This is a genomic window from Streptomyces sp. NPDC034085 (assembly GCF_055575555.1).
Window position 1 is genome coordinate 196277 of the sequence record NZ_JBVISL010000007.1, and the last position, 13549, is coordinate 209825.

13 protein-coding genes are annotated in these 13549 nt (G+C 73.1%); 3 read left to right on the plus strand and 10 right to left on the minus strand.

Annotation, left to right across the window (positions count from 1 at the left end; translation table 11 throughout):
* Positions 1-11: 11 nt before the first annotated feature.
* From ACZ501_RS24120 to sbnA, 8 genes are all read right to left on the minus strand, one after another.
* Positions 12-1184, minus strand: a complete 1173-nt coding sequence (locus ACZ501_RS24120; RefSeq protein ID WP_361608435.1) for an FAD-dependent monooxygenase — start codon at positions 1182-1184, stop codon at positions 12-14.
* On the minus strand, positions 1181-2659 hold the full coding sequence (locus ACZ501_RS24125) for a condensation domain-containing protein (RefSeq protein ID WP_468797964.1): 1479 nt from the start codon (positions 2657-2659) through the stop codon (positions 1181-1183). Before ACZ501_RS24125 ends, ACZ501_RS24120 begins: the two co-directional genes overlap by 4 nt.
* Positions 2656-3375: a DsbA family protein gene (locus ACZ501_RS24130; protein ID WP_468797967.1), complete on the minus strand. Its 720-nt coding sequence runs from the start codon at positions 3373-3375 to the stop codon at positions 2656-2658. The genes ACZ501_RS24125 and ACZ501_RS24130 overlap by 4 nt, the downstream gene beginning before the upstream one ends.
* A gap of 45 nt (positions 3376-3420) precedes the next feature.
* Complete coding sequence (gene fabG / locus ACZ501_RS24135; protein WP_468797970.1) at positions 3421-4164, minus strand: 3-oxoacyl-[acyl-carrier-protein] reductase; 744 nt, start codon at positions 4162-4164, stop codon at positions 3421-3423.
* Between the two features lie 89 nt (positions 4165-4253).
* Positions 4254-5348: a beta-ketoacyl synthase N-terminal-like domain-containing protein gene (locus tag ACZ501_RS24140; RefSeq protein ID WP_468797973.1), complete on the minus strand. Its 1095-nt coding sequence runs from the start codon at positions 5346-5348 to the stop codon at positions 4254-4256.
* Positions 5345-6613, minus strand: coding sequence for a beta-ketoacyl-[acyl-carrier-protein] synthase family protein (locus ACZ501_RS24145; RefSeq protein ID WP_361608445.1), 1269 nt, complete (start codon positions 6611-6613; stop codon positions 5345-5347). The genes ACZ501_RS24140 and ACZ501_RS24145 overlap by 4 nt, the downstream gene beginning before the upstream one ends.
* On the minus strand, positions 6610-6873 hold the full coding sequence (locus ACZ501_RS24150) for an acyl carrier protein (protein ID WP_361608447.1): 264 nt from the start codon (positions 6871-6873) through the stop codon (positions 6610-6612). Before ACZ501_RS24150 ends, ACZ501_RS24145 begins: the two co-directional genes overlap by 4 nt.
* Before the next feature lie 107 nt (positions 6874-6980).
* On the minus strand, positions 6981-8015 hold the full coding sequence (sbnA, locus tag ACZ501_RS24155) for a 2,3-diaminopropionate biosynthesis protein SbnA (protein ID WP_361608449.1): 1035 nt from the start codon (positions 8013-8015) through the stop codon (positions 6981-6983).
* Positions 8016-8193: 178 nt separating this feature from the next.
* Here sbnA and ACZ501_RS24160 point away from each other — a divergent pair, with 178 nt between their 5' ends.
* The 3 genes from ACZ501_RS24160 (at position 8194) to ACZ501_RS24170 (ending at position 11870) form a co-directional block, all read left to right on the plus strand.
* Positions 8194-9792: a tryptophan halogenase family protein gene (locus ACZ501_RS24160; protein ID WP_361608451.1), complete on the plus strand. Its 1599-nt coding sequence runs from the start codon at positions 8194-8196 to the stop codon at positions 9790-9792.
* A gap of 103 nt (positions 9793-9895) precedes the next feature.
* On the plus strand, positions 9896-10576 hold the full coding sequence (locus tag ACZ501_RS24165) for a flavin reductase family protein (RefSeq protein WP_468797976.1): 681 nt from the start codon (positions 9896-9898) through the stop codon (positions 10574-10576).
* Positions 10563-11870 carry a cation:proton antiporter domain-containing protein gene (locus tag ACZ501_RS24170; protein ID WP_361608455.1) on the plus strand — a complete coding sequence of 436 codons (1308 nt, stop codon included), beginning with the start codon at positions 10563-10565 and terminating at the stop codon, positions 11868-11870. The genes ACZ501_RS24165 and ACZ501_RS24170 overlap by 14 nt, the downstream gene beginning before the upstream one ends.
* A gap of 90 nt (positions 11871-11960) precedes the next feature.
* On the opposite strand, the gene trpD is transcribed toward ACZ501_RS24170, so the two are convergent.
* Positions 11961-13055, minus strand: a complete 1095-nt coding sequence (trpD, locus tag ACZ501_RS24175) for an anthranilate phosphoribosyltransferase (RefSeq protein WP_468797979.1) — start codon at positions 13053-13055, stop codon at positions 11961-11963.
* 36 nt (positions 13056-13091) lie between these two features.
* Positions 13092-13292: a hypothetical protein gene (locus ACZ501_RS24180; RefSeq protein ID WP_361599515.1), complete on the minus strand. Its 201-nt coding sequence runs from the start codon at positions 13290-13292 to the stop codon at positions 13092-13094.
* Positions 13293-13549 lie beyond the last annotated feature (257 nt).

A 13549-nucleotide genomic window follows, 5' to 3' on the forward strand; every position in this document is an offset into this window, starting at 1 on the left:
GGCAGGCCGGTTCAGCCGGCCGTGCTGCTCACCGGGGTGCGCAGGGCGGCTTCCGCGTCGTGGCCGAGGATCCAGCTCACGTCGGCGGCGGCGCCCTTGACGTCGCCGTCGGGCTTGCCCTGGGGCTTGGCGCCCGCGCGGGAGCCGAGCTGCACCCGGGTGGTGTGCGGGCGGCGGGCCGTCTCGTAGCGCTCCAGGGCGGCCGCGAGGTCCTGCGGCCCCTCTCCCGCCTCCGCGAGGCAGACGGCGAGGGCGACGGCGTCCTCGACGGCCTGGTTGGCGCCCTGCCCGTGGTGCGGGAGCATCGGGTGGGCGGCGTCGCCGAGCAGGGTCGTGCGGGCGGTGCTCCAGCGCTCCAGGGGCGCGCGGTCGTACAGGGCCCAGCGGCGCACCTCGCCGGCCGCGCCGACCAGCTCGCGCACCTGCGGCGCCCAGCCGGCCAGTACGGCGTCCAGGTCGGCGCGGTCGCCGGCGCTGGTCCAGGACTCGGCGTCGCCCTCGGGCGCCGGCACCACCACCACGTACGTGAACTGCCGTCCGCCGGACACCGGGTAGCACAGCACCCGCGCCCCGGGGCCGGCGAACATGTACATGCGGGCCGGGTCGAGGCCGGGCACGTCCGCCGCGTCGACCAGTCCGCGCAGCGCGCTGTTGCCCGAGTACACGGGGGCGTCCTCGCCGGCCACGGCGCGGCGCACCATTGAGTGCACCCCGTCGGCTCCGACCAGGACGTCGGCCGCGGCGGTGGTGCCGTCCGCGAACTCCAGCCGCACCCCGTCGGGGTGCTCCTCGTACCGGACGAGCTCCTTGCCGGTCCGCACGCGCTCGCCCGGCACCAGGCCGGCCAGCATCCGGTGCAGGTCGCCGCGGTGGACGGTGAGGTAGGGGGCGGCGAACTGCGCCTCCCAGGCCCCGCCCATCTCCTGCACGGCCACCGTGGCGCCGTCGTGGAAGGCCCGGACCTCCAGGGCCTCGGGGCGTACGGCCAGCTCGGCGAGGCGCGGACCGAGGCCCAGGCGCTCCAGCAGCCGGGTGCCGTTGGGGCCCAGGTGCATGCCGACGCCCTGTTCGCGCAGGGCCTCGCCGCGCTCGTAGACGGTGACGTCCAGGCCCCGCGCGTAGAGGGCCGCGGCGGCGGTCAGGCCGCCCAGGCCCGCGCCGATGACGGCGATCCGCGGGCTCACCGGGGCTCCCGGGCGCTCTCGAAGGACTCGAACGCGTCGAACTCGTCGAAGGAGCCGAAGGCGTCGAAGCCGTCGAAGCCGTCGGGCCCGCCGCCGGTGCCGGTGCCCAGGGCCAGCAGGGCCTCCAGCTCGCCCGCTCCGGCCAGTTCCACGTCGGCGACGGGGGTGTCCGGCTGCGCAACGGCGGCCGCCAGCATCCGCTCGAAACCGTCGGCGAAGCGCGCGACCGTCTCCCCGTCCAGCACGTCCGTGTCGTAGGAGAAGACGGCCGTGATCCCGTCCGGGGTCTGCTCGATGCGCAGCAGCAGGTCCAGCTGGCCTTCCTGCTGCGGGACGTCGATCAGGGCGATGTCCAGCCCGGCGTAGCGGACGGACGGGCCCTCGCCCGCGCCCGGCGGGACGTTGGGCACCGGCGGCTCCATCCGGTCCATCTGGACCAGGAACAGCGCGGTGCGGAAGACCGTGGCGCGGGGGAAGGCCAGGGCGCAGGGGTAGCGCACGTTGACCATGCCGCGCATGACCCGCTCGCCGGCCTGGGCGGCCGTGCTGCGGAAGGTGGAGCGCTCGTCGAAGTCGGCGCGCACCGGCATGGTGTTGAGGAAGCAGCCGATCACGTCCCGCTGCGCACGGCCCATCCGGCTGGTGGCCGGGACCCCGAGGACGAAGGCGTCCTGGCCGGTCCAGCGGTGGGTGAGGGCCTGGAAGACCGCGAGCAGGTACGCGAAGGGGGTCACCCCGGCCGTCGAGGCGGCCCCGGGCAGGGCGTCCGCGGTGTCCTTCGGGAGCTGCCGTACGACGGTCGCGCCCCGGTAGGAGCGCAGGGCGGGCCGGGGCCGGTCCAGCGGCAGCTCGGCCGCGGCGGCGTCCGCCACCGACTCCTGCCACAGCGCGGCGGCCCGCCGGCCCGCCTCCGAGGCGGTGTAGCGCAGCTCCTCGGCCGCGTGGTCGGCGTACGAGCCGGGGAGGGGCCGCCAGGCGGGCTCGGCGGCGGCCGCGAGGCCCTCGTAGGCGTCGAGGACGTCGCGGACCAGCAGCCAGCGGGAGGTGAAGTCGCTGACGATGTGGTGGGCGGAGGTGACCAGGGCCCAGTCCTCGTCGGAGCGGCGCAGCAGCACCACCCGGAAGGCCCCGGACTCCAGGCGGAAGGGGCGGGATCCGGCCTCCTCGGCGGCGCGGTGCAGCGCGGCCTCGTCGGCGCCGTCGAGGTCGCGGAACTCCAGGCGGACCAGGGGGGCTTCGCTGACGGTGCGGCGCACTCCGGCGGCGCTCTCGGTGAAGACCGAGCGCAGCAGTTCCTGGCGGGCGCCGACGGCGGTGACGGCGGCGTCCATCGCGGCGGGGTCGACCGGGCCGCGCAGCCGCAGGGGCATGACGATGTTGTAGGCGGACGCCTCGGGCGAGACCCGGTAGGCCGTCCACATGGACTGCTGGATCGCGGTGAGCGGCAGCGCCTCGGCGGTGGTGGTGGTGCTCATCCGCAGCCTCCCGCGTGGCTCATGTCGGTGGTGCGGCCGGCGCCGACCGCCGCGAGCTCCCTCTCGGCGGGGGCCTCGGCGGGGGCGGCCGGCTCGGCCGGCGCGAAGGAGGCGGCGAAGGCGGAGAGCCGGTCCAGGCCCCAGTACGGCTCGCTGCCGTGGATGAAGTACGGGACGCCGAAGACCCCGTCGCGGTGCACGTCCGTCAGCGCGGCCGCCCCGCGGGCGCGCAGCCCGGCGTCGTCGGTGGCAGCGGCGACCGCGGCCGGGTCCAGGCCGATCCCGGCGGCGAGTTCGACGACGGTGGCGGGGTCGCAGATGTCGCGGCCCTCCAGCCAGCGGGCCCGCCCCGCGCGGGCGACCCACTCCCGGCCCAGGCCCGCGTCGGCGGCGAGGAACCAGGTCAGGTGCGCCGGCTCCCACCACGGGGAGCGGTCGGCCGGCCAGGTCAGCGGCAGGCCCCGGTCGGCGGCGAGGCGGCGTACGTCGCGCAGGATGTAGAACTGCTTGGCGCGGCTCATCGGCGTGTACGGGAACTGCCCGCCGGCCTCGTCCAGCAGGCGCGCGCTGGTCTCGTCCGGCTCCCAGAAGGGGCGCCATTCGACCCGGTCGAGGAGGCCGGGGTGCTCGCGCTCGATGTCGTGCAGGGCGAAGAAGCTGTAGGGGCTGCGCAGGTTGAAGTAGAACCGGGGCGGTTGGGCGGCACGGCCGGCCATGTCGAACTCCTCTGTGAATCAGGCTGGTCCCGGTGGTCGGGCGGGTCAGACGACCAGACCGCCGTCGATGTGGAAGACCTGTCCGGTGATGTAGGAGGCGCGGTCGGAGGCCAGGAAGGACACCAGCTCGGCGACCTCGTGGGCCTCTCCGAAGCGGCCCAGCGGGATGCGGGCCGTCATCTCCTTCGCGTGCTTCTCGGACAGGCCGCCGACCATGTCGGTGGCGATGAAGCCGGGGGCGACGGCGTTGGCCCGCAGGCCGCTGCGGCCGGATTCCTTGGCCAGGGCCTTGGTGAAGCCGATGATTCCGGCCTTGGTCGCCGAGTAGTTGCTCTGGGTGGCGTTGCCGGCGGCGGCGACCGAGGACAGGGTGATGATGGTGCCGCGCCGGCGCTTCATCATCGGGAAGGCCAGCGCCTTGGCGAAGTTGAACGTGCCGTCGAGGTTGGTGCGGACCACCGCGTCCCAGTCCTCGTCCTTCATCATGGCCAGGTGGCCGTCGCGGACGATGCCGGCGGCGGTGACCAGCACCTCCACCGGGCCCAGTTCCGCCTCGGCCTCCGCGGTGAAGGCCCGGACCTGTTCGCGGTCCGTGACGTCCACCCGGCGGGCCAGCACCCGCGCCCCCAGCGCCTCGGCGGACTTCGCGGCGAGGGCGGCGGCCTCCTCGTTGGACTGGTAGCAGAAGGCCACGTCGTGGCCGTCCCGCGCCAGGATCTCCACCACGGCCCGGCCGATGCCGCGGGAGCCGCCGGTGACGAGGGCTACCGGCCTCGGTGTCTCGGACATGGATAGATGCCTCTCTCTTCGGGACGCGGGTGCGCGTGTAGGGGGTGAGGTGGCGCGGGGGGCGCGTCGGCGTGCGCCCCCCGGCGGGTTCAGCCGAGCCGCAGCAGGGTGGCTCCGACGGTGCCGTCCCGGTCGATGGCGGTGACCAGGGCGAGCCGGTCGACCAGGGCGGGCTCGGCGCCGGCGTGGGCGAGCACCGCGGCCAGCTGGAAGGCGGCCGAGGCGGCGGTCGCGTCGCCGACGAGGGGGCGCACGGTGATCCGCTCGCCCGCGACGGCCTCCAGCGCGGACTCCTCCTGCTTGCCGAGCAGCCCGGCCGGGGTGCCCGGCGCGACCAGCGCGACGTCCTCGGGGGCGGCGCCCGCGTCGGCGAGCACCTCCGCCACGCAGCGCGCCAGCGCGGAGCCGGCCCGTCCGCTCTCCGGGAAGGCCCGGAAGCGGGAGCCGAGCACGGTGGCGAGCACCTGGCGGCCGCCGTCACGGGCGGCGGCCCCGCTCTCCAGCAGGAACAGCGCGGCGCCCTCCCCGAGGGGATCGGCCGCGGCGCCGCCGTGGTCGGCGACCCGCTCCAGGCGGGCCCGCTGGACGGAGAACTCCTCGGCCGCGCCGGCCAGCAGCGCGTTGGCGTGGCCGCCGCGCAGCAGCCGGGAGGCGTAGTTCAGGGCGAGCAGGCCGGTGGCGGAGCCGCCGGAGACCGTGACGTTGGGGCCCTTGAGGGTGTGCCGGATGGCGCTCTGGCCCGTCGGGCAGTTCATCACAGTGTTCGGGAAGCGTGCCGGGTCGACGAGGTAGGGCTTCTCCCCCGTCAGGGCGTCCTTGGTGAAGTCCATGATGGACTGGACGCTGCCGGAGGTCCCCAGCACGAGCCCGGTCTTCTCCGGGTCTGCGGCCAGGCCCCGGCCGAAGTCCTCCAGGAGTTCGCCGACGGTGACGACGGCGATCCCGGTGGCCCGGTCCATGGAGCGGGTGCCCTTGCGGCCGAGCACCTCCTTGATGTCGAAGGCCGGGATCAGGCCGGCGTCCTCGTACGGGACGGGCCACAGGCCGCGGTCGACGGGGGCCGTGGCCGCCCTCCGGGCGAGCAGCCCCTCGGCGAAGGACCGCCGGCCCAGGCCGTACGGGGAGGTCACCGCCCAGCCCGAGATGACGAGCTGCCGCTCCCGGGGTTCGGCTGCCGTGCTCATGCGACCGCGCTCCTCTCGTCTTCCCAGTGGCCGAGGACCAGCACGGCGTTGTTGCCGCCGAAGGCGAGTCCGTTGTTCTGCACGACCTTGAGGTCGGCCTCGACCGCCTCGTTCGGTACGCAGTCCACCCCGCACTCGGGGTCGGTGGTGCGGTGGTTGATGGTCGGCGGGATGAACCCCTCGCGCAGGGCGAGGGCGCAGGCCGCCGAGGCGAGGGCGCTGGCGGCGCCCATCGTGTGGCCGATCATCGACTTGATCGAGACGGTGCGGGGCAGGTCCTCGCCGAACACCTGGCGGATGGCTCCGACCTCGGTGACGTCGTTGGCCCTGGTGCCCGTGCCGTGCGCGGAGATGAAGTCCACGTCGGCGGGGGTGATGCCGGCGTTGGCGTGCGCGGCGGTGATGCAGCGGGCGATCGAGTCCCGGTCGGGGGCGACCGGGTGGCTGGCGTCGCAGGACAGCCCGTACCCCAGGACCTCGGCGTAGATCCGGGCGCCGCGGGCCAGGGCGGATTCCAGGGATTCCATCAGCAGGATGCCGGCGCCCTCGCCGGTGAGGATGCCCTGCCGGTCGGCGTCGAAGGGCCGGCACACGTCGGGGGCGATGGTGCCGAGCCGGTAGAAGCCGGTGAAGGTCTTGCGGCACAGGGCGTCGGCCCCGCCGCACAGGGCCATCTCCACGTCTCCGGAGCTGATGGCGTCGTAGCCGTAGCCGACGGCGTAGTTCCCGGCGGCGCAGGCGGTCGGGACGGTGACCGTCTCGACGTCCTCCAGGCCGAGTTCGCGGACTATGCCGGCGGAGAGCCGGCCCGGCCACACGCGCCGGGCCACCACGGGGTCGAGGGTGTCCTCGCCCGCGGCGACCTGGAGCCCGGTGAGGTGGTCCAGGTCGCGGGACTCGCCGTCGGTGGTGCCGACCGAGACCAGGGAGCGCCTGGCCCGGACGTCCGCCTCGGTGAGTCCGCCGTCGGCCACCGCCATGCGGGCCCCGGCGACCGCGAACTGGGCGGCCCGGCCGAGCTCGTCGGCCGGGAGCTCGCGCAGCCAGGCCTCCGGCTCGAAGTCGGTGATCTCGCAGGCGTTGGAATGGGCGAAGCCGGTGGTGTCGAACGCGCTGATGGGCTTCGCCCCGCTGCGTCCGGCCCGCAGGCCCTCGGCGAAGGCGTCCACGCCCGTGCCGATGCTCGTCACGACACCGAGACCTGTGATCACCACCCGGTGCCGGGCGGCGGGTCGCCGCCCTGTCGCGGCCGTCTCGGAGGTCACTTGCCCTCGGCCTCCGCGATCACGGCGTAGACGCCGACCAGGTTGACCATGCGGCTGAGCTCGGCCTGCTCCAGCGTGATGCCGAAGACCCGCTCCAGGGAGGCGAGGATCTCGATGGTGCGCAGGGAGTCGGCGTCGTGCTCCTCCTTGAAGAGGCTGGTCTCGGTCACCTCGTCGAGGTCGAGCTCGAGGATGTCGCAGACGATTTCCTTGATCTGCTCCTTGCGCTCGGTGTCGAGGGCGGGGATCTGGGTGGTCATCCGAATTCCTCCGTTGGGTGGGGATCGTGCGGGTGGGGCGGTGCGGGTGGGGGCGTCGCCGGTGGCTCCGGGCGGGGCCGGCGTGGGATCGATGGTGGGAGCGGCCGCTATCCGTGGCCTATATCCACCAGATGGGGGGTGACCGCGGGCTGCGGGTCCTTCCACAGGTGGGAGACCTCGCCGAACTGGCGGTGCACCCAGGCGTCGTCGTAGATCGTCTCCAGGTAGCGGTCGCCGCCGTCGGGCAGGACGAGCACCACGTTGGAGCCCGGGATGATGTCCGGGGCGATCCGTTCGAGCGCGGCGACCACGGCCCCCGAGGAACCTCCGGCGAGGACCGCCTCCTGGCGGACGAGGCGGCGGCAGCCCACGACGCAGTCGAGGTCGCCGACGTGGATCACCCGGTCCGCGTCCGTGGGGCGCAGCAGCCGGGGTACGACCGAGGCGCCGTGGCCCGGGATGAGCCGGGTGACGCGTTCGGGCGGGGCGAAGAGCACGCTGCCGATGGCGTCGACCGCGTTGACGGTGGTGTTCATGCCGTGCCGGCGGATGTACTCGGCGCAACCGCCCAGGGTTCCGCTGGTGCCGGCGGCCACGACGAGCTGGTCGACGCGGCCGTCGAGGGCCTCGGCGATCTCGCGCATCGTGGTCTGGTGGGCGACCGGGTTGAGCGGGTTGGAGTACTGGTCGGGCCAGTAGGCGTCGGGGGTCTCGGCGACGAGGTCGGCGACCCGCCGCAGCCGGGCGGGCAGCAGCTCGCCGGTGACCGGGTCGGGGTCGACGACGATCTCGACCTCGGCCCCGTAGGCCCGCAGGATCGCGACGTTCTGCCGGGTCGTCCGGGCGTCCACCACGCAGATGAAGCGCAGGCCGAAATAGCCGCAGATCTGGGCGAGCCCGATCGCGAGATTGCCCGAACTCGACTCGATCACGGTGGATTCACCGGGAACGAGTTCCCCGGATCTGATGCGCGCCAGCACCATGGAGAGTGCCGAGCGGTCTTTGATACTTCCTCCGGGATTGAACCGCTCCACCTTCGCGAACACCCGCGAGCCGAGGCCCGGCAGCAAACGCTCCAGTTCGATGAGCGGCGTTCCTCCCACTGTCGAGAGGATTCCCTTCGTCCCTTCGTCGTACGGCATCTGATGCAGCCATCCTCTGCTGGGAGTTGCGGGGTGCGGATACAACGGGACCGAGATTCGGCCAATCCGCTATACCGATGCCATACGGCCGGTTATAGGTGGCGCATAGTCGTCGGCCGGAATCTCTTTCCCATCGCACAACGGAACTCCCCATGCAGACGGAAGAGAGAGTCCCTACATGACCGGCACCGACTCGCGCATTCAGAAAGTCGTCATCCTGGGCGGCGGTACCGCCGGCTGGATGACCGCCGCCTACCTCGGGAAGGCGCTCCAGGGCACCGTGGACATCACCGTCCTGGAAGCGCCGGCGATTCCGCGGATCGGTGTCGGCGAGGCCACCGTCCCCAACCTCCACAAGGTCCTCTTCGACTACCTCGGCATCGCCGAGGAGGAGTGGATGCGGGAGTGCAACGCCAGCTTCAAGATGGCGGTCCGGTTCGTGAACTGGCGCACCGGCGGCCAGGGCCAGCCCGACGCGCGTGAGCTGGACAACGGCGGCCCGGACCACTTCTACCACCCGTTCGGCATCCTCCCCGACAGCGACAACGTGCCGATGTCGCACTACTGGGCCAAGCGGAAGCTGGAGGGCCAGACCGAGGAGCCGTTCGACTACGCGTGCTTCCGCGAGCCCCCGGTCATGGACGCGCTGAAGTCCCCGAAGTGGCTCGACGGCACCCCGTCCACCCGCTACGCCTGGCACTTCGACGCCGCTCTGGTCGCCGACTTCCTGCGCCGCTTCGCCACCGAGAAGCAGGGCGTCCACCACGTCCAGGACGAGATGACGCACGCGGAGAAGGACGAGCGCGGCTTCGTCAAGGCCCTGCACACCAAGGCCGGCCGGGTGCTGGACGCCGACCTCTTCGTGGACTGCTCCGGCTTCCGCGGGCTGCTCATCAACCAGGCGATGGAAGAGCCGTTCATCGACATGAGCGACCACCTCCTGTGCGACAGCGCCGTCGCCACCGCGGTCCCGCACGACGACGAGGCGAACGGCATCGAGCCGTACACCTCCGCCATCGCGATGTCCTCCGGCTGGACCTGGAAGATCCCGATGCTGGGCCGTTTCGGCTCCGGCTACGTCTACTCCAGCAAGTTCACGACGCAGGAGGAGGCGACCCGGGAATTCAGCGCCCTGTGGGGCCTGGACCCGGAGACGACGAAGTTCAACCACGTGAAGTTCCGGGTCGGCCGCAACCGCCGCGCCTGGGTGAACAACGTGGTGAGCATCGGCCTGTCCTCGGCGTTCCTGGAGCCGCTGGAGTCGACCGGCATCTACTTCATCACCGCCGCCATCTACCAGCTCGCGAAGCACTTCCCGGACCGCAACTTCCACCCGGAACTGGCGAACAGCTTCAACCACGAGATCGAGGTGATGTTCGACGACACCCGCGACTTCATCCAGGCGCACTTCTACTACGCGCCGCGCAACGACACGCCGTTCTGGCGCGCGAACAAGGAGCTGACGCTCCCCAAGAACATCCAGGAGAAGATCGCCGCGTACAAGGCCGGCCTGCCGATCAATTCGCCGATCGCGGACGAGTCCACGTACTACGGCAACTTCGAGGCGGAATTCCGCAACTTCTGGACCAACGGCAGCTACTACTGCGTCTTCGCCGGCCTCGGCCTGGAGCCGGACGCCCCCCTGCCGATCCTCGCGCACAAGCCCGATTCCGTGGCCGGCGCCGAGGCCATGTTCGGCAAGGTCAAGCAGGAGCAGGAGCACCTCCTCGACACCCTGCCCAGCACGTACGACTACCTGCGCAAGCTCCACGGCTAGTCCGTACGCAGTCGCTTCCATCCGGTGCGCAGGCCCGGAGCCGGCCCCTCCCTCCGGCTTCCGGGCCCGCGCCGCACCCCGAGCCCCAGGAGGGTCCCCACCCATGTCAGCCACCTCCCAGCCGTCCCCGTCCGTCCGCGCAGGCCTGTCCGACGGCGCGGCCGAAGCCGACATCAGGCCCCTGATGTCGGCGTTCCCCTCGGGCGTCTCGGTGATCACCACGATCGGCGCGGACTCCGAGCCGCGCGGCATGACGTGCAGCTCGCTCGCCAGCGTCGCCCTCTCCCCGCCCACCGTCGTGCTGTGCCTGCGCACCGCGAGCCCCACCGTCCAGGCCGTCCTGGAGACCGGGCACGTGGCCGTCAACCTGCTCCACGAGAACGCCCGCCCCGTCTCCGACCTGTTCGCCTCGGGCACCCCGGACCGCTTCGAGCGCACCGAGTGGCGGCTGCCGCTGGGCGCCGGCGGCCCGCACCTGACGGAGGCCTCGCACGCGGTAGCCGACGGGGAGGTCACCCAGGCCGTCGAGTTCGGCGACCACACCGCCGTGTTCGTCCGCATCAGCCGGGTCTCGCTGCGCGAGGACGAGGAGCCCCTGCTGTACGGCAAGCGCAGATACGCCCGCTGGACCGACGCCACCGCCGTCCCGGGCCCACCCGCCGCGGCCCCGCCCCCGCCGGCGATACCGGCCCCGCTCGGCGCCTCCCCGGCCCCGCTCGGCGCCTCCCCGGCCCCGCTCGGCGTGCCCTCGGCTCCGGAGGGGGCGGCCCGTGTCCGCCCGTGACCCGCTGCCCGACCTGCTGATCGCGATCCCCGCCGTCATCCTCGCGTGCAAGGCCGGCGCGATGCTCTTCCGCCGTCTCGGCCAGCCGCCGGTGGTCGGCGAGATCGCCGTCGGCATCCTGCTGGGCCCCTCGCTGCTGGGCTGGCTGTGGCCCGAGGCCCAGACATGGCTGTTCCCCGGGACGGTCCTGCCGTTCACCGGGGCGTTCGGAAACATCGGTTTGCTGGCGTTCATGTTCCTGGTGGGCCTGGAGCTCAACCTCTCGGCCCTGCGCGGTCACAGCCGTACGGCCATCGCCGTCAGCCAGGCGAGCATCGCGCTCCCGCTGGTGCTCGGCTCGGGGCTGGCCCTGCTGATGTACGACACGATGGCGCCGAAGGGGGTCACCAAGCTCGCGTTCGTCCTGTTCATCGCGGTGTCCATGAGCATCACGGCGTTTCCGGTGCTCGCCCGGATCCTCACCGACCGGGGGCTCTACAACACCCGCATCGGCGCCCTGGCCATGGCCTGCGCCGCGGTCGACGACGTGACCGCCTGGTGCCTGCTGGCCGCGGTCGTCGCGGTCAGCACCAGCAGTTCCCCGCTCGAGGCGGCCACCACGGCGGCCCTGGCGGCGCTGTTCCTGGCGTTCATGATCTACGCCGTCCGGCCGCTGCTCGCGCGGTGGGCCGTGCGGGCCGCCCGCACGGTGGACTCCGTCGTCCTGGTGGTGCTCTTCAGCGGGCTGTGCCTGTCGGCCTTCACCACCGACAAGATCGGTGTGCACGCCCTGTTCGGCGCCTTCGTCTTCGGGGTGGTCACCCCGCGCGGTTCCCGGGTGATCGAGCTCTGCGCGGCGCGGCTGCGGGCCTTCACCATCCCGGTCCTGCTGCCCCTGTTCTTCGTCAACACCGGTCTGAAGACCGATGTGGGGCTGCTGGCCGCCGATCCGGCGATGTGGCTGTGGGCCCTGGCCGTCATGGTCGTGGCCTTCCTCGGCAAGTGGGGCGGCAGCACCACGGCGGCACGGGCCACCGGCCGGTCCTGGCGGGACGCCATGTCGATCGGTGCGCTGATGAACTGCCGCGGACTGACCGAGCTGGTGGTGCTGAACCTGGGGCTGGAGCTGGGGGTGATCGGGCCGGAGCTGTTCACGATGCTGGTCCTGATGGCCCTGCTCACCACGGCGATCACCTCCCCGGCCCTGTCCTGGCTCCGCAAGGGCGTGCCCCCGGGCGCGGAGGCCGCCGATCCCCCCGAGGGGCCCCCGGTCCACGAACCGGTGCGGCTGCCGGCGCAGGCGGCCGCCCTGTGACGCCGGTGCCCTGACCGCCGCCGGTGCGGCCGGGCCGTCCCCCTCCCGGGGACCGGCCCGGCCGCACCGCGGCGCACCCGCGCGTACCGCTCACCGCCCGGCGGCGGCGAGCGGCGCCGCGGCGTGTCCGGCCGCCGCCCGCACCCAGCGCCCCAGGACCGCCTCCGCGGCCCCCGAGTCGAGGGAGGCCGCCGCGGCGGCGACGCCCTCGCGCAGCCGCTCGGTGACCGGGCGGCCCCCGGACGGCTGCGCCGCGGCCAGCGCGGCGCCCGCCGAGAGCAGCACCGCGTCGCGTACCGGGCCCCGCTCCCCGCCGGCGAACAGCCGCCGCGCCACCCCCGCGTTGTGCTCGGCGTCCCCGCCGCGCAGCGCGTCCACAGGAGCGGGCGCGATGCCCAGGTCGCGGGGGTCGAAGGATTCCTCCCGGACCCTTCCCCCCTCGACGCTGAGCACGGTCGAGGTGGTGGTGACGCTGAGCTCGTCGAGGCCGTCGTCACCGCGGAACACCAGGGCGCTGCCGCCCCGGCGGGCCAGTACGCCCGCGATGAGCGGCAGCAGCCGCGCGTCGGCCACTCCGACCGCCTGGGCGGTGGGGCGGGCCGGGTTGGTCAGCGGTCCGAGCGCGTTGAAGACGGTGGGGACCGCGAGCTGCTTGCGGACGGCGGCGGCGTGCCGCATGGACGGGTGGAAGTCGGGGGCGAAGCAGAAGGTGATCCCCGCTTCGTCCACGAGGGCGGCCACCCGCGCCGGTTCGAGGCGCAGCCGCACGCCCAGGGCCTCCAGCACGTCCGCGGATCCGGAGGCCGAACTGGAGGCCCGGTTGCCGTGCTTGACGATCCGGGCGCCGGCGCCGGCGGCGACGATCGCGGACATGGTCGAGATGTTGACGGTACGGGCCCCGTCGCCGCCGGTGCCGACCACGTCGACGGTGGCACCGGGGACGTCGAGGGGCACCGCGTGATGGAGCATGGCCCGTACCAGGCCCTCCAGTTCGCCGACCGTCTCGCCCTTGCCGCGCAGGGCGACGAGGAAGCCGGCGAGCTGTGCGTCGGCGGCCTCGCCGCTCATCACCCGGTCCATGGCCCAGGCGGTGTCGGCGGGGGCCAGGTCGCGGCCGGCGAGCAGGGTCTCCAGCAGGGCGGGCCAGCTGCGCGGCTCACGGCCGGGTTCGGGTCGGGCGGTCACGTGGGTCTCCCTCGGTGGGTCGTGGGGTGGGGCGGCTCAGCCCCACTCACGCTCGTCCGTCGAGGAGGACGGGGTGGGGGTCGGGGCCGCCGGGCTCTGCTGGGTGGTGCCGTCCGCGGTGATGCCGCTCCTGCCGGTCGCCGCGTCATCCGCTATCTGCGCACCGCCCGCGATCGCCACCGCGGCGGTGATCGCGATGGTGATGCGCTTGACCTGAGTGCGCCACGTCTGCTGCATCTCTGTTCTTCTCCCCGTTGAGTACCGCTTGAGCTTCGCTTTGTTCCGGTGAGAAGAACACTAGGAAGGAGCGGCTTCGAGCTGATATCGCTCGGTCTTCGGGGGCTGCACGATTTCGATAATGACGATATACCCGCAGGTCAGGAGGGGTCCGCAAGCCGATGACAAAAGCTTGGGACCCCTCTGGACCACCGCTCGCGGGCTGCTTGAGGGATCATCGGGGGGGCCATCGCGGACCGCCCGCGATAACGCCGATA

Coding starts and splice junctions, on each gene's coding strand:
- ACZ501_RS24125 (WP_468797964.1), bottom strand. CDS start 2,659: ATGAGCACCACCACCACCGCCGAGGCGCTGCCGCTCACCGCGATCCAG.
- ACZ501_RS24130 (WP_468797967.1), bottom strand. CDS start 3,375: ATGGCCGGCCGTGCCGCCCAACCGCCCCGGTTCTACTTCAACCTGCGC.
- fabG (WP_468797970.1), bottom strand. CDS start 4,164: ATGTCCGAGACACCGAGGCCGGTAGCCCTCGTCACCGGCGGCTCCCGC.
- ACZ501_RS24140 (WP_468797973.1), bottom strand. CDS start 5,348: ATGAGCACGGCAGCCGAACCCCGGGAGCGGCAGCTCGTCATCTCGGGC.
- ACZ501_RS24150 (WP_361608447.1), bottom strand. CDS start 6,873: ATGACCACCCAGATCCCCGCCCTCGACACCGAGCGCAAGGAGCAGATC.
- sbnA (WP_361608449.1), bottom strand. CDS start 8,015: ATGCCGTACGACGAAGGGACGAAGGGAATCCTCTCGACAGTGGGAGGA.
- ACZ501_RS24160 (WP_361608451.1), top strand. CDS start 8,194: ATGACCGGCACCGACTCGCGCATTCAGAAAGTCGTCATCCTGGGCGGC.
- ACZ501_RS24165 (WP_468797976.1), top strand. CDS start 9,896: ATGTCAGCCACCTCCCAGCCGTCCCCGTCCGTCCGCGCAGGCCTGTCC.
- ACZ501_RS24180 (WP_361599515.1), bottom strand. CDS start 13,292: ATGCAGCAGACGTGGCGCACTCAGGTCAAGCGCATCACCATCGCGATC.